At 73.4% G+C, this 17,835-nt stretch carries 14 protein-coding genes and 1 pseudogene; 12 read left to right on the top strand and 3 right to left on the bottom strand.

The window, feature by feature from the left end; all coding sequences use genetic code 11:
- Positions 1-38: 38 nt before the first annotated feature.
- From ACIP93_RS06000 to nudC, 3 genes are all read left to right on the top strand, one after another.
- Positions 39-3,785 (top strand): UvrD-helicase domain-containing protein, encoded by a 3,747-nt coding sequence (locus tag ACIP93_RS06000; protein WP_401756159.1) that lies wholly within the window; start codon positions 39-41, stop codon positions 3,783-3,785.
- Between the two features lie 10 nt (positions 3,786-3,795).
- The gene (locus ACIP93_RS05995) at positions 3,796-5,193 is read left to right on the top strand and encodes a dipeptidase (protein WP_401756156.1); all 1,398 of its coding nucleotides are present in this window, start codon (positions 3,796-3,798) and stop codon (positions 5,191-5,193) included.
- A gap of 190 nt (positions 5,194-5,383) precedes the next feature.
- The gene (gene nudC, locus ACIP93_RS05990) at positions 5,384-6,319 is read left to right on the top strand and encodes an NAD(+) diphosphatase (RefSeq protein ID WP_401756999.1); all 936 of its coding nucleotides are present in this window, start codon (positions 5,384-5,386) and stop codon (positions 6,317-6,319) included.
- 176 nt (positions 6,320-6,495) lie between these two features.
- On the opposite strand, the gene ACIP93_RS05985 is transcribed toward nudC, so the two are convergent.
- Positions 6,496-6,753: a glutaredoxin domain-containing protein gene (locus tag ACIP93_RS05985; RefSeq protein ID WP_345228545.1), complete on the bottom strand. Its 258-nt coding sequence runs from the start codon at positions 6,751-6,753 to the stop codon at positions 6,496-6,498.
- Between the two features lie 178 nt (positions 6,754-6,931).
- Between ACIP93_RS05985 and ACIP93_RS05980 the strand changes: the two genes are divergently transcribed.
- From ACIP93_RS05980 to ACIP93_RS05960, 5 genes are all read left to right on the top strand, one after another.
- Positions 6,932-9,115, top strand: a complete 2,184-nt coding sequence (locus tag ACIP93_RS05980; RefSeq protein WP_345228544.1) for an ATP-dependent DNA helicase UvrD2 — start codon at positions 6,932-6,934, stop codon at positions 9,113-9,115.
- Between the two features lie 191 nt (positions 9,116-9,306).
- The gene (locus tag ACIP93_RS05975; protein WP_401756152.1) at positions 9,307-9,657 is read left to right on the top strand and encodes a hypothetical protein; all 351 of its coding nucleotides are present in this window, start codon (positions 9,307-9,309) and stop codon (positions 9,655-9,657) included.
- A gap of 172 nt (positions 9,658-9,829) precedes the next feature.
- The gene (locus ACIP93_RS05970; RefSeq protein ID WP_345228543.1) at positions 9,830-10,198 is read left to right on the top strand and encodes a WhiB family transcriptional regulator; all 369 of its coding nucleotides are present in this window, start codon (positions 9,830-9,832) and stop codon (positions 10,196-10,198) included.
- Complete coding sequence (locus ACIP93_RS05965; protein ID WP_189820681.1) at positions 10,195-10,524, top strand: hypothetical protein; 330 nt, start codon at positions 10,195-10,197, stop codon at positions 10,522-10,524. The genes ACIP93_RS05970 and ACIP93_RS05965 overlap by 4 nt, the downstream gene beginning before the upstream one ends.
- 137 nt (positions 10,525-10,661) lie before the next feature.
- Positions 10,662-10,898, top strand: coding sequence for a hypothetical protein (locus ACIP93_RS05960; RefSeq protein WP_401756148.1), 237 nt, complete (start codon positions 10,662-10,664; stop codon positions 10,896-10,898).
- A gap of 19 nt (positions 10,899-10,917) precedes the next feature.
- On the opposite strand, the gene ACIP93_RS05955 is transcribed toward ACIP93_RS05960, so the two are convergent.
- Together ACIP93_RS05955 and ACIP93_RS05950 are read right to left on the bottom strand one after the other, a co-directional pair.
- Positions 10,918-12,333 (bottom strand): ABC1 kinase family protein, encoded by a 1,416-nt coding sequence (locus tag ACIP93_RS05955; RefSeq protein WP_401756145.1) that lies wholly within the window; start codon positions 12,331-12,333, stop codon positions 10,918-10,920.
- Positions 12,334-12,420: 87 nt separating this feature from the next.
- A pseudogene (locus ACIP93_RS05950) lies at positions 12,421-13,561 on the bottom strand (ThiF family adenylyltransferase).
- A 382-nt stretch (positions 13,562-13,943) separates the two neighbouring features.
- Here ACIP93_RS05950 and ACIP93_RS05945 point away from each other — a divergent pair.
- The 4 genes from ACIP93_RS05945 (at position 13,944) to ACIP93_RS05930 (ending at position 17,798) form a co-directional block, all read left to right on the top strand.
- Positions 13,944-14,486, top strand: a complete 543-nt coding sequence (locus ACIP93_RS05945; RefSeq protein ID WP_401756142.1) for a M48 family metallopeptidase — start codon at positions 13,944-13,946, stop codon at positions 14,484-14,486.
- Positions 14,487-14,630: 144 nt separating this feature from the next.
- On the top strand, positions 14,631-16,331 hold the full coding sequence (locus ACIP93_RS05940; RefSeq protein ID WP_401756139.1) for a TerD family protein: 1,701 nt from the start codon (positions 14,631-14,633) through the stop codon (positions 16,329-16,331).
- 14 nt (positions 16,332-16,345) lie between these two features.
- Positions 16,346-17,026 (top strand): AIM24 family protein, encoded by a 681-nt coding sequence (locus ACIP93_RS05935; protein WP_345228537.1) that lies wholly within the window; start codon positions 16,346-16,348, stop codon positions 17,024-17,026.
- A 16-nt stretch (positions 17,027-17,042) separates the two neighbouring features.
- Positions 17,043-17,798, top strand: a complete 756-nt coding sequence (locus tag ACIP93_RS05930; protein WP_401756136.1) for an AIM24 family protein — start codon at positions 17,043-17,045, stop codon at positions 17,796-17,798.
- Positions 17,799-17,835 lie beyond the last annotated feature (37 nt).

Here is a 17,835-nt window from a genome sequence, read left to right as displayed (position 1 = left end):
TGCGGGCGTTGTCCGTGGCGCCGGTTAGCCTTTTCGGGGTGACCACCACCATCACCGATGCCGAGCAGCTCAAGGAGCTCCTCGGCATCGACTTCACCCCGGAGCAGTTGGCGTGCATCACGGCGCCCACCGCCCCGCAGGTCATCGTGGCCGGGGCCGGGTCGGGCAAGACGACGGTGATGGCCGCCCGGGTGGTGTGGCTGGTGGGCACCGGACGCGTCGCCCCCGAGCAGGTCCTCGGCCTCACCTTCACCAACAAGGCCGCCGCCGAACTCGCCGAGCGCGTCCGCAAGGCCCTGATCGCCGCCGGGGTCACCGACCCGGACGCCATCGACCCCGACAATCCCCCCGGCGAGCCCCGCATCTCCACCTACCACGCCTTCGCCGGCCAGCTCCTCACCGACCACGGGCTGCGCATCGGCCTGGAGCCCTCCGCCCGCCTGCTCGCCGACGCCACCCGCTACCAGCTCGCCGCCCGCGTGCTCCGCGAGGCCCCCGGCCCCTACCCCGCCCTCACCCGCTCCTTCGCCACCCTGGTCAGCGACCTCCTGGCCCTGGACGCGGAGCTCGCCGAGCACCTCGTACGACCGGCGGCCCTGCACGCGTACGACACGGAACTGCTGCGCACCCTCGCCGGCACCGCCCTCTCCAACGCCGACCTGCGCAAGGTGCCCGAGACCGCCGAGGCCCGCCGGGAACTGCTCGGGCTGACCGCCCGTTACCAGGACCAGAAGCGCAGCCGGGACCTGCTGGACTTCGGCGACCAGATCGCGCTCTCCGCCCGGCTCGCCGCCCTGCCCGAGGTGAGCCGGATCCTGCGCGGCGAGTTCCGGGTCGTCCTCCTCGACGAGTACCAGGACACCTCCGTCGCCCAACGGCTGCTGCTGTCGGGGCTGTTCGGCGGCGGCACCGGACACCCCGTCACCGCCGTCGGCGACCCCTGCCAGGCGATCTACGGCTGGCGCGGCGCGTCGGTGGCCAACCTCGACGACTTCCCCGAGCACTTCCCGCACGCCGACGGCCGCCCCGCCGACCGGTACGCGCTCAGCGAGAACCGCCGCAGCGGCGGCCGTCTCCTGGACCTCGCCAACACGCTCGCCGCCCCCCTGCGCGCCATGCACCAGGGCGTGGAGGCCCTGCGCGCGGCCCCGGGCGCCGAGCACTCCGGCACGGTGCGCTGCGCCCTGCTGCGCACGCACGAGGAGGAGATCGCCTGGATCGCCGACTCCCTCGCCCACCAGGTGCGCACCGGCACGCCGCCGGGGGACATCGCCGTCCTGTGCCGTACGGCGGGCGACTTCCCCGAGATCCAGGCCGCCCTGGTCGCCCGGGACGTCCCCGTCGAGGTCGTCGGCCTCTCCGGGCTGCTGCACCTGCCCGAGGTCGCCGACCTGGTCGCCGTCTGCGAGGTCCTCCAGGACCCGGGCGCCAACGCCTCCCTCGTACGTCTGCTGACCGGCCCGCGCTGGCGCATCGGCCCCCGCGACCTGGCCCTCCTCGGCCGCCGCGCCCGCCTCCTGGTGCACCGGGGGAGCGGCGGCGACGACCCGGACCGCAGGCTCGCGGAGGCCGTCGAGGGGGTCGACCCCTCGGAGGTGATATCGCTCGCGGACGCCCTGGACACCTTCCTGGAGTCGCCGGAGGCCAAGGACGACGGGCTGCCGTTCTCGTCCGAGGCCAGGGTGCGTTTCGCCCACCTCGCCCGCGAGCTGCGCGAACTGCGCCGCTCGCTCGCCGACCCGCTGATGGACGTCCTGCACCGGGTCCTGCACACCACGGGCCTTGAGGTCGAGCTCTCCGCGTCCCCGCACGCGCTGGCCGCCCGCCGCCGCGAGACCCTGAACAACTTCCTGGACATCGCGGCCGGTTTCGCCTCCCTCGACGGCGAGGCCACCCTGCTCGCCTTCCTCGGCTTCCTGCGCACGGCCGCCCAGTACGAGAAGGGCCTCGACAACGCGCTGCCCGGCGGCGAGAACACCGTGAAGGTGCTCACCGCGCACAAGTCCAAGGGCCTGGAGTGGCCGGTGGTCGCCGCCCCCGGCCTGGTCAAGGGCGCCTTCCCCAGCGACCGCGGCCGCGAGTCGTGGACCTCCCAGCCGCAGGTCCTGCCGCACGCCCTGCGCGGCGACGCGCAGACACTGCCCGACGTCGAGGAGTGGGACGCCAAGGGCGTCAAGCGGTTCAAGGAGGCGATGAAGGAGCACCAGCACACCGAGGAACTGCGCCTCGGTTACGTCACCTTCACCCGCCCCAAGCGCCTGCTGCTCGGCTCCGGCCACTGGTGGGGCCCGAACCAGAAGAAGACCCGCGGCCCCTCGGACTTCCTCACCGCCCTGTACGAGCACTGCGCGGCCGGTTCCGGCGAGATCGAGGTCTGGGCGGACGCGCCCGAGGAGGGCGAGGAGAACCCGGCCCTCCAGGAGTCCGCCGCCGACCGGGCCTGGCCGCTGCCGCTGGACGACGAGGCCCTCGCCCGCCGCCGCCGGGCCCGGGCCACCGTCCTGGCCCACCTGGACGCCCTCCGCGGCGCCCCCGAGCCCCCTCCCGTGCCGGAGCCCACGGCCTGGGACGACTGGATTCCGCAGGAGGCCCCGGAGGACCCGGAGGCCTGGCCCGTGCCGCCGGCGCCGGACGAAGAGGCGGAGGCCGCCGACTGGGACGCCCTGTCGACCCGCCGCCCGGAGCCCGGACCGCCCCGCCACCGCGCCCCGGAGGCCGCCCCGCGCCCGGACTCCGGGGCCGCCGCACGCCCGGACACCGGGGCCACCGGGCACGACACCCCGGGCGGCACTCCGCCGCCGGGCGCGGAGGCGCGCCCGCACCCCGAGGAGCGGACCCCCCGTCCCGAGGAGGCGCCGGCCCCCGACCTCGACGAGCAGCCCGGCGGTCCGGAGGAGCGGACCCCCCGTCCCGAGGAGGCGCCGGCCCCCGACCTCGACGAGCAGCCCGGCGGTCCGGAGGAGCGGACCCCTCTCCCCGGGCAGCGGGCCCCCCGCCCCGAGGAGCAGTTCCCCGGCCCCGAGGAGGCCCGCGCCGCGCTGTCCCCCGAGGAGGCGCGTGCCGTCGACTCCTGGGACCGGGACCTCGACGCCCTCGCCGACGAACTGCGCCGCGCCCGCGCCACCACCCGCGACGTGCCGGTTCCGCCCGCGCTGTCCGCCACCCAGCTCATGCGCCTGGCCGAGGACCCCGACGGCTTCGCCCAGGAGCTGGCCCGCCCCATGCCCCGGCCACCGCAGCCCGCCGCCCGGCGCGGCACCCGCTTCCACGCCTGGGTGGAGTCCCGCTTCGAGGAGCTGCCCCTGCCGATGCTCGGCCCCGAGGAGCTGCCCGGCGGCGACGAGGACGACACCGAGATCGCCGACGAGCGCGACCTGGCCGCCCTCAAGGAGGCCTTCGAGCGCACCCCGTACGCCCGCCGCACCCCGTACCGCACGGAGACCCCCTTCCACCTCACCCTGGCCGGCCGTGTCGTCCGGGGCCGGATCGACGCCGTCTACTACGACGAGGCGACCGGGACGTACGAGATCGTCGACTGGAAGACCAGCCGCACCCGCGCCGCCGACCCCCTCCAGCTCGCGATCTACCGACTGGCCTGGGCCGAGCTGCACGGGCTGCGCCCGGAAGAGGTCCTCGCCACCTTCCTGTACGTCCGCAGCGGCGAGACCGTCCGCCCCCGCGACCTCCCCGGCCGCCGTGAGCTGGAGCGCGTCCTGTCCGGCGAGGAGGCGTCCGAGGAGTCCGTGACCTGGGCACCGGACGCCGCACCTCCCCCGGAGAGTTAGGCTCAAGGCCATGAGCGAGACCCCGGACAGCGCCGTCCGCACGTACATCGAAGAGCACCGCGCCGCCTTCCTGGCCGACCTGGCCGAGTGGCTGCGCATCCCCTCCGTGTCGGCCCGGCCCGAGCACGCCGAGGACGTACGGCGCAGCGCCGAGTGGCTGGCCGCCAAGCTGACGGAGACCGGGTTCCCGGCCGTCGAGGTCTGGCCCACCGACGGCGCCCCCGCGGTCTTCGCCGAGTGGCCCTCCGGGGACCCGGACGCCCCCACGGTCCTGGTCTACGGCCACCACGACGTGCAGCCCGCCGCCCGCGAGGACGGCTGGCACACGGAGCCCTTCGAGCCGACGACCGTCGACGGCCGGATGTACGCGCGCGGCGCCGCCGACGACAAGGGGCAGGTGTTCTTCCACACCCTCGGCGTGCGCGCGCACCTCGCCGCGACCGGCCGCACCGCCCCCGCCGTGAACCTCAAGCTGCTCGTCGAGGGCGAGGAGGAGTCCGGTTCGCCGCACTTCCGCACGCTCGTCGAGGACGAGCGGGACCGCCTCGCCGCCGACGCCGTGATCGTCTCCGACACCGGCATGTGGTCCGAGGACACCCCGACCGTGTGCACGGGCATGCGCGGCGTGGCCGACTGCGAGATCACCTTCCGCGGCCCCGACCAGGACATCCACTCCGGCTCCTTCGGCGGCGCGGTGCCCAACCCCGCCACCGTCGCCGCGCGCGTGGTCGCCGCCCTGCACGACGAGGACGGCCGCATCACCGTCCCCGGCTTCTACGACGGCATCGTCCCCCTCACCGAGCAGGAGCGCGCGCTCTTCGCCGAGCTGCCCTTCGACGAGGCGGAGTGGCTGCGTACCGCCAAGTCCCACGCCACCCACGGCGAGGCGGGCTACTCCACCCTGGAGCGCGTCTGGGCCCGCCCGACCGCCGAGGTCAACGGCATCGGCGGCGGCTACCAGGGCCCCGGCGGCAAGACCATCGTCCCCGCGTCCGCCGAACTGAAGCTGTCGTTCCGCCTGGTCGCGGGCCAGGACCCGGACAAGATCGAGCAGGCCGTACGGGACTGGATCGCGACCCGCGTCCCCGCCGGCATCCGGTACGACATCACCTTCGGCGCGGCCACCCGCCCCTGCCTGACCCCGCTCGACCACCCCGCGCTGCAGTCCGTCGTACGGGCCATGGGCCGGGCCTTCGAGCAGCCGGTCCGCTTCACCCGCGAAGGAGGCTCCGGCCCCGCCGCCGACCTCCAGGACGTCCTCGGCGCGCCCGTGCTCTTCCTGGGCGTCTCCGTGCCGTCCGACGGCTGGCACGCGCCCAACGAGAAGGTCGAGCTGGACCTGCTGCTCAAGGGCGTCGAGACCACCGCGTACCTGTGGGGCGACCTCGCCGCGCAGCCCCTTCGCTGACCGCACCGCTGAGCAGAACAGAATCCCGATCCACCCGGGGGAGTTGGAAGCACCTGTGAGCACCAGCACCGACAACGGCGTCACCACGAGCACCAGCAGCAGCACGGGCGACGGCGGCACGAACGACGGCGGCCCGAGCGCCGACAGCACGAGCCCCGACGGCCCGAGCGCCGGCGCCGGTGTCGTCGGCATGAACGCCGCCTTCGACCGGCCGGTCACCCTGGCCGCCGCCAGCGGCATCGACCGCGCCGCGCACCACCGTCTCGACGAGGCCTGGCTGGCGGCCGCCTGGAGTCACCCCTCGACCCGGGTCTTCGTGGTCTCCGGCGGCCAGGCACTGATCGACGACACCCCCGACGGCCGCACCGAACTCGTGATGACCCCGGCCTTCGAGGCCCCGCTCACCGAGACCCACCGCTACTTCCTGGGCACCGACGAGGACGGCGTCAGCTACTTCGCCCTCCAGAAGGACACCCTGCCCGGCCGCATGGACCAGTCCGCGCGCCCGGCCGGGCTGCGCGAGGCGGGCCTGCTGCTGTCCCCCCGGGACGCGGGCCTGATGGTGCACGCCGTCGCGCTGGAGAACTGGCAGCGGCTGCATCGTTTCTGCTCCCGCTGCGGCGAGCGCACCGTCATCGCGGCCGCCGGTCACATCCGCCGCTGCCAGGCCTGCGGCGCCGAGCACTACCCGCGCACCGACCCGGCCGTGATCATGCTGGTCACCGACGACCGGGACCGCGCGCTCCTCGGCCGTCAGGTGCACTGGCCCGAGGGCCGCTTCTCCACCCTCGCGGGCTTCGTGGAGCCCGGCGAGTCCATCGAGCAGTCGGTGGCCCGCGAGGTCTTCGAGGAGGCCGGCGTCGTCGTCGGCGAGGTCGAGTACCTGGCCAGTCAGCCGTGGCCGTTCCCCTCCAGCCTGATGCTGGGCTTCACGGCCCGCGCCACCAGCTCGGAGATCACCGTCGACGGCGAGGAGATCGAGGAGGCCCGCTGGTTCTCCCGCGAGGACCTGGCCGCCGCCTTCGCGTCCGGCGAGGTGCTGCCGCCGTACGGCATCTCCATCGCCGCCCGCCTCATCGAGCACTGGTACGGCGAGCCGCTCCCGAAGCCGGGCCGCGCGGCCTGAGCCGTCCCGCACCCGGGCCGACGCCTGTGCCGTCCCGCACCCGTCCCGCACCCGGGCCGCACGGCATGTGCCGTCCCGCCCTCGGGCCGCACCGCCTGTGCCGTCCCGTACGCACGACGACGGCCGCCCCGCGACCTGCGGGGCGGCCGTCGTCATCGGTCCGGCGGAAAGCGCGGTCAGGCGGCGGCCAGCGCCTGCTTGACCTGCGCCAGCGACGGGTTCGTCATGACCGACTCGGTGCCCGCCTCGGACACGACGAGCAGGGTCGGGACGGTCTGGTTGCCGCCGTTGGCCTTCTCCACGAACGCGGCCGAGTCGGCGTCGTGCTCGATGTTGACCTCGTTGTACGCGATGCCTTCGCGGTCCATCTGGCTCTTCAGCCGACGGCAGTAGCCGCACCACGTGGTGCTGTACATCGTCACGGTGCCCGACATGTCCCTCATGCTCCTCTGCTTGGCTGGGGTGAATCCATCACCGATCCGTACTCCCAGTGACTCGAACGTACGCGACCTCCGCACCATTCCCACCATCACCGCCGCATTGGTACGACTGCACCGCACCCCCTGTGGACAACCACCACGGCTGCCCCGGCCGACCTGGCAGCATGGCAGGGTGACAGCAGCAACGCACTCCTCCCTTTTCCCGCAGGTCCCGGAGACGGCCGACGCGGTGCTCGCCGGGCTCGACCCCGAGCAGCGCCAGGTCGCGACCGCCCTGCACGGCCCGGTGTGCGTCCTCGCCGGAGCCGGGACGGGCAAGACCCGTGCGATCACGCACCGCATCGCCTACGGAGTGCGGCTCGGCACGTTCGAGCCGAACAGCATGCTGGCCGTGACCTTCACCACCCGCGCTGCCGGCGAGATGCGCGGCCGGCTCCGCCAGCTCGGCGCGGGCGGCGTCCAGGTCCGCACCTTCCACGCCGCCGCCCTGCGCCAGCTCCGCTACTTCTGGCCCAAGGTCGTCGGCGGTGACCTGCCCCGGCTGATCGAGCGCAAGGTCCAGTTGGTCTCGGAGGCCGCCGGGCGTCTCGGCATCCGCCTGGACCGGGGCGAGCTGCGCGATGTCACCAGTGAGATCGAATGGGCCAAGGTCACCCAGACCGTCCCCGACGACTACCCCGCCGCCGTCGCCAAGGCCCACCGCGCGGCCCCGCGCGGTGCGGCGGAAATCAGCCAGATCTACACCGCGTACGAGCAGCTCAAGCGGGAGCGCGGGCTGATCGACTTCGAGGACGTGCTGCTGCTGACCGTCGGCATCCTCCAGGACCAGCACCTCATCGCCGACGAGTTCCGCCGCCAGTACCAGCACTTCGTCGTCGACGAGTACCAGGACGTCAGCCCGCTCCAGCAGCGGCTGCTCGAACTGTGGCTCGGCGAGCGCGACAGCCTGTGCGTCGTCGGCGACGCCAACCAGACGATCTACTCCTTCACCGGCGCCACCCCCGACCACCTGCTGAACTTCCGCACCCGCCACCCCCAGGCGACCGTCGTCAAACTGGTCCGCGACTACCGCTCCACGCCCCAGGTCGTGCACCTCGCCAACGGCGTCCTGGCCCCGGCCACCGGCCGCGCCGCCGACAACCGCCTCGAACTCGTCTCCCAGCGCGAGCAGGGCCCCGCCCCCGTCTTCCGCGAGTACGGCGACGAGCCCGCCGAGGCCGAGGGCACCGCCCGGCGCATCCGCGACCTGATCGCGGCGGGCGTCCCCGCCGGGGAGATCGCCGTGCTCTACCGCGTCAACGCCCAGTCCGAGGTGTACGAGCAGGCCCTCGCCGACGCCGGGGTGCCCTACCAGTTGCGCGGCGCCGAGCGCTTCTTCGAGCGGCCCGAGGTGAACGAGGCGATCCACGCCCTGCGCGGCGCCGCCCGCTTCGGCGGCAACGACGCGCTGCTCGACGGCGTCGAGGGCCTGCCCTCCCAGGTCCGCGCCCTCCTCAGCGGCAACGGCTGGAAACCGACCCCGCCAGCCGGCTCCGGTGCCGTCCGCGACCGCTGGGAGTCCCTCGCCGCGCTGGTCCGCCTCGCCGAGGACTTCGCCCGGGCCGCCCCGGGGGCCACCCTCGCCGCCCTCGTCACCGAACTGGAGGAGCGCAAGGCCGCCCAGCACGCGCCCACCGTCCAGGGCGTCACCCTCGCCTCGCTGCACGCCGCCAAGGGCCTGGAGTGGGACGCCGTCTTCCTGGTCGGCCTCACCGAGGGCATGATGCCGATCACGTACGCCAGGACCGAGGAGCAGATCGAGGAGGAGCGCCGGCTGCTGTACGTCGGCGTCACCCGGGCCCGGGTCCACCTCAGCCTGTCCTGGGCGCTGGCCCGCTCGCCCGGCGGCCGTCCCTCCCGGCTCGCCAGCCGTTTCCTCAGGGGCCTGCGCCCCGGCTCGGGCCACCAGGTGTCCCGGACCGCCGCGGGCGGTGCCCCGGGCGTCACGGGCGCCGCTCCCGGCACCACGGTGCGGACCTTCCGGGGACCGGTCCGCTGCCGGGTGTGCGGCAAGACGCTCATCGACGGCGGCGAGATGAAGCTGATGCGCTGCGAGGACTGCCCCTCCGACATGGACGAGGGACTGTACGAGCGGCTGCACGGCTGGCGCGGACGGCAGGCGAAGAAGGTGGGGCTGCCGGGGTACTGCGTCTTCACCGACAAGACCCTCATGGCGATCGCCGAGGCCCGCCCCGAGGACGCGGGCGACCTCACCAGGATCGCCGGGGTGGGACACCGCAAGACGAAGTTGTACGGAACGGCCGTTCTCGCCCTCTGCGCAGGTCAGGAGCTCGACGAGGAGGGGCAGACGGGCTGATCGGGGAGCGGCGGGAAGGCGGGAGGAACTCGTCGGAAAAATAGTTTGCGCTTCTCCCGGGGAGCCCCATAGGTTCTTAACCACGGGAACAGCGGCTCTTCTCTGAAGCCCTGTCTCTGTGCTGTACTTATCCGAATACGTGTGTGTCGGCTTCGGCCGGGACCCCTAGACGCCGAGAGGAGGCGATTCCAGTGACCAGCTTCATTACCTTCACCAAAATGACCGATCGCTCCGTCGTCTCCGCCTGCACCCTCGGCTCTTCCCTGCTCGTCGCCTCCTCCGCCGCTTCGCTTCGTGGCACCGGTCTGTCTGGCGTCCCCGCCCTCAGCCCCGCCCCGCTGTCGATCGCCCCCGTCCGGGGAACCGTCGAGGGCGGCAATGAGCGACCGACCGGGGCACCGGTGGCAGCAGTAGCGAAGGCACAGGCGCAGGCCTATGCGTTCGCGGCGACCGGTGCCGGATTTACCAAGCAGACGACGACGCAGCACCACCACAAGATGTGGGCCTTCCGTGGGCTCGAACCCTGGAGCGATCCAGCCTGACGACGATCAGGCCGGCGCCTTCAGGGCCGCGGAACCCCACCCGGGATCCGCGGCCCTTCTGTTTTTCCCGAAACGGGGAGGACGGAGCGAAGGGGCCTCGGGACCAAGCAGCACCGGTACCAGCCACCACCCGGCCAACCAGCCGGAACGACCAGACGAGGAATCCACCACCGTGCAACTCGACACGCACGCCCCGTCCGTACCGACTTCCCACCCGCTCCCGCCGCCCGGCTCCACGGAGGACCCGACCTTGACCCCCCTCACCGCGCTCACCGCGCTCGACGACGCCATCGAGAACCTCGGCGTGCCCGTCCCCTGCCGTTCGTACGACCCGGAGGTCTTCTTCGCGGAGTCCCCGGCCGACGTCGAGTACGCCAAGTCGCTCTGCCGCACCTGCCCGCTGGTCGAGGCCTGCCTCGCCGGGGCCAAGGAGCGCCGCGAGCCCTGGGGCGTCTGGGGCGGGGAGCTGTTCGTCCAGGGCGTGGTGGTCGCCCGCAAGCGCCCGCGTGGCCGTCCGCGCAAGAACCCGGTCGCCGCATGAACATCACCGGCACAGGACCCATCGACCGCCCCCACACGCACGATCCCCAGAAGCAGGACCCGATGACCCCCACGACCTACGAGCCGTCCGGCTCCGCGACCTCCACCGCAAGCACCATCGGCGCGAACGCCTCGCGTCAGAACAGGACCCGCGAAATGCAACTCATTCCAGAAGCCCTCGCCCGGGCCCATATGCAAGAGCGTCGGCGGGAAGCCGACGCCGAGCGCCAGGCCGTGCGCCTGGTCGCGGCCCGGCGCATGCAGCGTCGCGCGGAGCGCGTCTCGCTCCGCGCCCGCCGCGCGCTGGCCATGGCGGTCATGCAGTAACAGACCGCCGAAAGGGCACGTGCGCGGAGGAACACTGAGCAGAACCCCGTGGGGCCGGCCGGAAGGGCCGGCCCCACGGCGCGTCCGGACACACGTGCGGGGAAGACGCCGCGCGCGGCCGGAGCTATCGTCGCGAGGTGACTCCGCGACAGCAGCCAGACCCCGACCGGCCCGCCGCACCGGACGCCGCCGATGCCGAGGGCTCCACAGACGGCGGAGTCGCCGTGTGCGCCCAGTGCGGTGCGCGTGCCCCGGGACCCCCGCCGACCTGGACGCTCTCCGTCGAGAACGGCAGCCGACGCCACTACTGCGTCGGCTGTGCCCGCGCCAACCTCCGCGCGATCGAGGGCCGCCTCGACCCCGCCTGGTGGTGAAGCGGGACGCACCTCGCCGCTACTCCGCCCGGGTCCGCTCCACCGGCTCCGCCTGCCCCTCCTCCGCTTCCCCCTCCTCCGGCTTCTCCGGCACGAATCCGGGCAGCCAGCCCTCCAGCTCCTCCCGCAGCCGCACCGTCGCCCCGAGCTGACACAGCACCCCGATGGTGCTCAGGGTGACCCGGTGGATCAGCAGGTAGGCGGGAGGCAGGTTGAGCTGCTTGCCCAACTGGTGGGCGGGGGAGCGGACGTCGGCGATCCGGCCCGCCTGCTGCCGCAGCCAGCCCCGGCTGAAGGTGAACTCCTCGACCTGGACCGGCTCGATGATCGGCAGCAGGTAGTCCAGCACCGCGCCGGGGTCCAGCTCGATGTCCTCCTTGACGAACCCGTCGCGGCGCAGCATGTCGTACACCCCCTCCGCGTCGCCCTCCAGCGTCATCCGCAGCGCCTCGCCGATCGTCTCCGGCAGGCCGCCCGGCAGCCGGTCCATGGTCCCGAAGTCCAGCACGCCGAGCCGCCACGACCCCGCGTCGCCGGCCTCGCCCCCGTCACCGGAGCGCGCGGGCAACAGCCGGAAGTTGCCGGGATGCGGATCGGCGTGCAGCAGCCCCGTGCGAGCGGGACCCGAGAACAGGAACCGGGCCAGCAACTGCCCGGCCCGGTCGCGCTGTTCCTGCGTGCCGTCCGCGATCACGTCGGCCAGCGGCACACCGTCGATCCACTCCGTCACCAGCACCTCGTCGCACTGGTGCACCACGTCCGGCACCACCACATCCGGGTCACTGGCGAACTCCACCGCGTGCTCCCGCTGCGCCCGCGCCTCCAGTCCGTAGTCCAGCTCCTCCGTCACCCGGTCGCGCAGCTCCGCGATCAGCGGCTTGATGTCCATGCCGGGGATCAGCGGCCCCAACAGCCGGGCGAAACGGCCCAGTTGGGTGAGGTCCGACAGCAGTGCCTCGCCGGCCCCCGGGTACTGCACCTTGACGGCCACCGTCCGCCCGTCGTGCCACACCGCGCGGTGCACCTGCCCGATCGACGCGGCCGCCGACGGCTTGTCCTCGAACTCCTGGAACAGCTCCCGCCAGCCCTCGCCGAGCCGCTCGTCGAGCACCCTGTGCACCGTGCTCGTCGGCATCGGAGGCGCCGCTTCCTGGAGCTTCGTCAGAGCCGCCCGGTACGGCCCGGCGACCTCCTCCGGCAGCGCGGACTCGAAGACGGACAGGGCCTGCCCGAACTTCATCGCCCCGCCCTTCAGTTCCCCCAAGACCTTGAAGAGCTGTTCCGCCGTGCGCTGCTGCAGTTCCCGCCCGACGATCTCCGCCGACTTCCCGCCGATCCGTTTGCCCAGGCCCCACGCGGTCCGGCCGGCGAAGCCCAGTGGCAACGCGGCCAGCTTGGCGGTACGGGTGACCGCCTTCCGGGGAAGATCAGACATGAGCCCCTCCAAATCCCAGACAGCCGCGCCGCACCTGCCCCGGAGCCCCCGCTTCCGCGGCCTTCTCCCCGGCACTTCCGACGGCGCCTACGGTGCCATTGTGTCGTGCGGCCTCAAGCCCTCACCGGGGGCGTCCCCCTCCCCCTCCCGACCTGCGCCGCAGGGGCAGTCCCGGTGCGCGGCGAGCTCCTCGCGCCGCCAGTCCAGGAGCGGCAGCGCCGCCTCCCACCGCGCCCCGGCACTCGACGGCAGCTCTCCGTCCAGGAAAGCCAGCGCGTGCGCGGCCGCCAGCCCCGCCACCGCGGTGGCCAGCGCGATGTCACACCCCGGCACCCCCTCCCGCCGCCCGGAACGCCACTGCGCCTGCATCCTCGGCCACCCCGGGTCGCGCTCCGCCCGCACCCGCTCCAGGCACCCGGCACACCCCGTCCCGCCCGGCAGCACCAGCGGCCCCACCACCCCCGTCGCCTCCACCACCCCCGCGTACAGATGCGGCACCCCGCCCGTCATCCAGGGTTCGGCCGTCGCGGGGTCCGGCACATGGGCGTCCAGCCCGTCCCGGGGCGCCACCACGACCAGCGACAGCGGAGGCTCCGCGTCCGGTCCCGCCCCGGGCCGCTGTCGGGGAGGGCGCCCCGGGGCACAGTCCCGTACCGTCCGACGGGCCACGACGTCCCGCCGCATGCCCACCGCGGCGGTCCCCGCCCCGCCCGGGGCCACGTCCCACGGCTCCACGCACCCGCCGTCCAGCACGTCGACCCGGCCCACCCCCGCCGCCGACAGCACCGCGGCGAGCGTCGCGCCGACCCGTCCCGCACCCCGCACCTGCACCCGGGCCGTGCGCCGCGCCGCCAGCCGCCGCGCCCCGCCGCCCGGCTCCGGATGCACCACGCTCAGCGAGGCCAGGTCGGGTCGCAGCCGGTCCGCCTCCCCGGCCCTGGCGTGCAGGGCCACCGCCTCCGGACCGCCCGCCCCCCACGTCGTCGATCAGCCCCGCCGCCGCGAGCCGCGCCACCAGCCGGTCGGCCTGCTCCTCCGGCAGGCCCCGGGCCCGCGCCTCCGCACGCAGCAGCGGCATGCCCCGCGTCCCGTCCAGCAGCCCGAGCAGCGTGCCGGTCGCCGTGTCCACCGGGCCGACCAGCACCGCGTGCGCGGACGTCACCCCGAACTGGACGCTCTGCCGGTCCCGCCAGGCCCGCCGCAGCGCGGGCTTCACCTTCGGATGCATCGGTCCCACCCCTGACTCCCCGTCGTCGCCCCTCCCGCGGCGGGTCCGCGAGATCGACTGGGACCAGAATGCGCGCCGGTGGAAATCCGTGCCGAAAGTTGTCCACAGGCCCGAGCGTTAGTCGTACGAACAGGCCGTCTGGGAGCGACCGAGCCGGCCTGGGGGAGTGACCGAGCCGCCCATGGGGGAGCGGCCGGGCCGACCTGGGAGAGCGACCGAGCCGACCATGGGGGGGAAGCGACCGAGCCAGCCGTCCGGGAGCCGCGCGGCCGATCCGTGAGCCGCAGACCCGATCCGTCCAGGAGCGGCGGCGGACCGCGGCATCCGGCCGTAACCCCGCCAAGGCGGGACGCCCGCCGCGCACAGCGGGTAACGTCGGGGCGTGTCCGTCGACCCGTCCCCCCGCCTCGCCGTCGAGGTCCGCAGAAGTGCCCGGCGCAGCCGCACCGTCTCCGCGTACCGCGAGGGCGACCGCACCATCGTGCTGATCCCGGCCCGCATGTCCGAGGCCGAGGAGCAGCGCTGGGTCGGCGTGATGCTCGACAAACTGGCCGCCCAGGAGAGCAGGCGCGCCCTCGGCGACGACGACCTCTCCGAACGCGCCGTCCACCTCTCCGACCAGTACTTCGACGGCCGCGCCAGGCCCGCTTCGGTGCGCTGGGTGACCAACCAGAACACCCGCTGGGGCTCCTGCACCCCCTCCGAGGGCAGCATCCGGCTCTCCCACCGGCTCCAGGGGATGCCCGAGTACGTCATCGACTACGTGCTCCTGCACGAGCTGGCGCACCTCCTGGTCCCCGGCCACGGCTCCCGCTTCTGGCAGCTCCTGGAGGCATACCCGCGCACCGAGCGGGCCCGCGGCTACCTCGAGGGGGTGGCCGCCGCCGACCGGTTGCCCCACCTGCCCACCGCGCGCGAGCGGTGACGGCAGCCGCCGTCCGCCGCCGAAGCACGTAGCCGTCCTGCGGTGATCTGTACCGACTGTGTACCGGCCCGCCGCACTGTCGGAGATTGCGGATAGCCTGCTTCGCGACGCATCCACATCCGGGACGGGGGACGGTCGTTACGTATGGCCAGGGAATTCCAGCGCGGCCACAAGGCCAAGATCAGTGACCTCACAGCGGGGACGGACCTGTACGTAGGCGTGCAGATCGGCGCTCCCGGGCTGACCTTCGACATCAGCTGCTTCGGCCTCGACGCGAACGAGCAGCTGACCGACGACCGGTACTTCGTCTTCTTCAACCAGCCGAAGTCCCCCGAGGAGTCCATCCAGCTCCTGGGCGCGCAGGCCGGCGACACGGAGTCGTTCCGCGTCACGCTCGACCGGATCCCGGCGCACATCCACAAGCTGTCGTTCACCGCGACCATCGACGGCGCGGGACAGATGTCGCAGGTGTCCCCCGGGTACATCAGGGTCGTGGCGGGCGGCGAGGAAGTCGTCCGGTACTCGTTCAACGGCTCGGAGTTCAGCACCGAACGCGCGGTGATGCTCGGCGACTTCTACCTCAAGGACGTGTGGCGCTTCGCCGCCGTCGGCCAGGGCTTCGACGGCGGCCTGGAGGCGCTGCTGAAGAACTTCGGCGGCGAGGTCGAGGAGGAGCAGCAGCAGCCCGCGGCCCCGGTGCCGCAGCAGGGCGCCGCTCCCGGGTTCGCCCCGCCGGCCCAGGCGGGTCCGCCCCCGGCCCCGGCCTTCGGCGCCCCGGCCGCCCCGCAGGCCCCGGCCCCGGCGCCCGTGCCCCAGGCGCCGGCCCCGCAGTTCACCCCGCCGCCCCAGGGCAGCACCCCGCCCCCCGCGCCCGCGCCCGCCGTCCCCCCGGTGCACGCCGCGCAGACCATCGCCGCCCCGCTGCACACGCAGCAGCCCTACGGCCAACCGCCGCACGCCCCGCAGGCGCCCCAGCCGCCCCAGAGCTACGGCCAGCCGGTCCCCGGACAGAGCCAGGGCGGCCAGTACGGCTACCCGCAGGGCGCACCGGCCGCCCCCGGACCGTACGGACAACAGCAGCCGGGCGGGCAGTACCCGCCCCAGCACCACCAGCCCTACCAGCAGCAGGGCATCCCCCCGCAGGGCATCCCCCAGGGCATCCCGCCCCAGGGAATCCCGCAGGCCCCCGGCCTCCAGGCCGCCCTGCAGAAGTTCCGCGAGACCCCCACCGGGCAGCGCTGGACGCCGCAGAACGAACAGCTCATGCGGGTCGACCTCGGCAACAACGGCACCGCCGTGCTCGCCCGCCAGGGCAGCATGGTGATGTACCAGGGCAAGGTCGAGTTCAGCTACAAGGGCGCCGGTTTCAAGGGCCGCGTCATCGGCAACGCCACCGGGCAGGAAATGCAGCTCATGCGCTGCACCGGCGCCGGCCAGGTCTTCTTCGCGGAGAGCGCCGCCCACCTGCACCCCATCGAGCTCCAGGGCGACGGCATCTGCGTCTCCGCCGAGAACGTCCTCGCCTTCGACGAGACCCTCCAGCACGAGGTCCGCCGCATCGAGGGCCACGGCATCCCCGGCGGCGCGCTCTTCACGATGCTGTTCCACGGCACCGGCACCGTCGTCGTCAAGACCCAGGGCGTCCCGGTCGTCCTGCCGGTCACGCCCACCACCTTCGCCGACAGCAACGCCATCGTGGCCTGGTCGGCGGCGTCCCAGGTGATCGTCTCCAGCCAGGTCCGGCTGCGCCGCCAGGCGTTCCCCGGCCACAGCGGAGAGACCGTGAACCTGCAGTTCCGGGGAGCCCCCGGAAACTTCATCGTCGTCCAGCCGTACGAGGTCTGAGGGAGCCCGAAGAAATGAACCAGCAGCTCGCGGGCTTCGCCCCGACCCCCGTCAGCGCCCGCATGGAGAACCACGGCCGCTCCATGCTCAAGGTCGCCATGGTCTCCGGCCAGGACCTGTTCGCGCGCACCGGCTCGATGGTCGCCTACGAGGGCTTCGTCCAGTACGAGCCCAACCCCCCGGCGGTGCGCCAGATCGCCTCGCAGTGGATCACCGGCGAGGGCGCCCCCTTGATGAAGTGCTCCGGCGACGGCCTGCTCTACCTCGCCGACTACGGCGCTGACGTCGTCGTCATCAACCTCACCAACGACGCCCTCTCCGTCAACGGCACCAACCTCCTCGCCTTCGACGCCTCCCTCCAGTGGGGCGTCGAGCGGGTCAAGGGCCTCGCCAAGTTCGCCGGCCAGGGCCTGTGGAACGTGAAGGTCACCGGCACCGGCTGGGTCGCCCTCACCTCGCGCGGCGCGCCCCTGGTCGTCGACTGCGGCCGCGGCGAGGACGAGACGTACGTCGACCCGGACGCCCTGGTCGCCTGGTCCCCGAACCTCAAGGTCAAGGGCAAGCGCAGCTTCAAGGCGTCCTCCCTGATCGGACGCGGCAGCGGCGAGGCGTACCAGATGGCCTTCTCGGGCCAGGGCGTCGTCGTCGTACAGCCCAGCGAGGACAGCTCGGACCGCCTGCGGGTCAGGAACTGAAGGGGACACGGACATCATGCAGAGCCCGCTTTTCGGCCACACCGAAGTGCAGTCCACCGAGCGCTACACCGCGCAGAACCCGCAGCTCCTGCGGGTCGCCCTGACCGGCCACGACGACGTCCTCGCCCGCAAGGGCAGCATGGTCGCCTACCAGGGGCTGATGGAGTTCGACGGCGAGTACGTCTCGCAGCAGCAGCAGCGCGCCCGCGCCAACACCGGCGAGGGCCTGGACCTGATGCGCTGCTCCGGACAGGGCACCGTCTTCCTGGCCAACCTCGCCCAGTACATCCACGTCGTGGACGTCGACCAGGACGGCCTCACCGTCGACAGCGGTTACGTCCTGGCCCTGGACTCGGCGCTGCACACCGAGGTCGTCGCCGTCGACAGCCAGTACGGCATCTCCGGCTCCGGCAAGTTCCAGATGAACATCTCCGGCCGCGGCAAGGTCGCCCTGATGACCTCGGGGCAGCCGCTGCTGATGCAGGTCACGCCCGACCGGTACGTCAGCGCCGACGCGGACGCGGTGGTCGCCTGGTCGGCGTCGCTGCGGGTGCAGATGCAGGCGCAGACGCACTCCTCGGGGGTACGGCGCAGGCGCGGCAACACCGGAGAGGGCTGGGAGCTCAGCTTCCTCGGGCAGGGCATCGTCCTGGTCCAGCCCAGCGAGGTCATGCCGCCGCAGAACGCGGTGATCGGCCAGGGCATGGCCGCCCAGTACGGCGTGGGCCAGCACGGCGCGCACGGCCAGAACCAGAACAACGCCTGGAACTAGCACCAGGGCACGAAGTAAGGGGCGGCCTCCTGGAGAC

It is taken from the genome of Streptomyces sp. NPDC088745 (genome assembly GCF_044751045.1).
Lineage (GTDB): Bacteria > Actinomycetota > Actinomycetes > Streptomycetales > Streptomycetaceae > Streptomyces > Streptomyces cremeus.
This window is presented reverse-complemented; position numbering and strand designations above follow the sequence as displayed.

Bases quoted from the DNA above. Each gene is read 5' to 3' on its own strand.
- ACIP93_RS05940 (WP_401756139.1), top strand. From the start codon at position 14,631: ATGGCCAGGGAATTCCAGCGCGGCCACAAGGCCAAGATCAGTGACCTC.
- ACIP93_RS05985 (WP_345228545.1), bottom strand. From the start codon at position 6,753: ATGTCGGGCACCGTGACGATGTACAGCACCACGTGGTGCGGCTACTGC.
- ACIP93_RS05995 (WP_401756156.1), top strand. From the start codon at position 3,796: ATGAGCGAGACCCCGGACAGCGCCGTCCGCACGTACATCGAAGAGCAC.
- ACIP93_RS05935 (WP_345228537.1), top strand. From the start codon at position 16,346: ATGAACCAGCAGCTCGCGGGCTTCGCCCCGACCCCCGTCAGCGCCCGC.
- ACIP93_RS05965 (WP_189820681.1), top strand. From the start codon at position 10,195: ATGAACATCACCGGCACAGGACCCATCGACCGCCCCCACACGCACGAT.
- ACIP93_RS05930 (WP_401756136.1), top strand. From the start codon at position 17,043: ATGCAGAGCCCGCTTTTCGGCCACACCGAAGTGCAGTCCACCGAGCGC.
- ACIP93_RS05955 (WP_401756145.1), bottom strand. From the start codon at position 12,333: ATGTCTGATCTTCCCCGGAAGGCGGTCACCCGTACCGCCAAGCTGGCC.
- nudC (WP_401756999.1), top strand. From the start codon at position 5,384: ATGAACGCCGCCTTCGACCGGCCGGTCACCCTGGCCGCCGCCAGCGGC.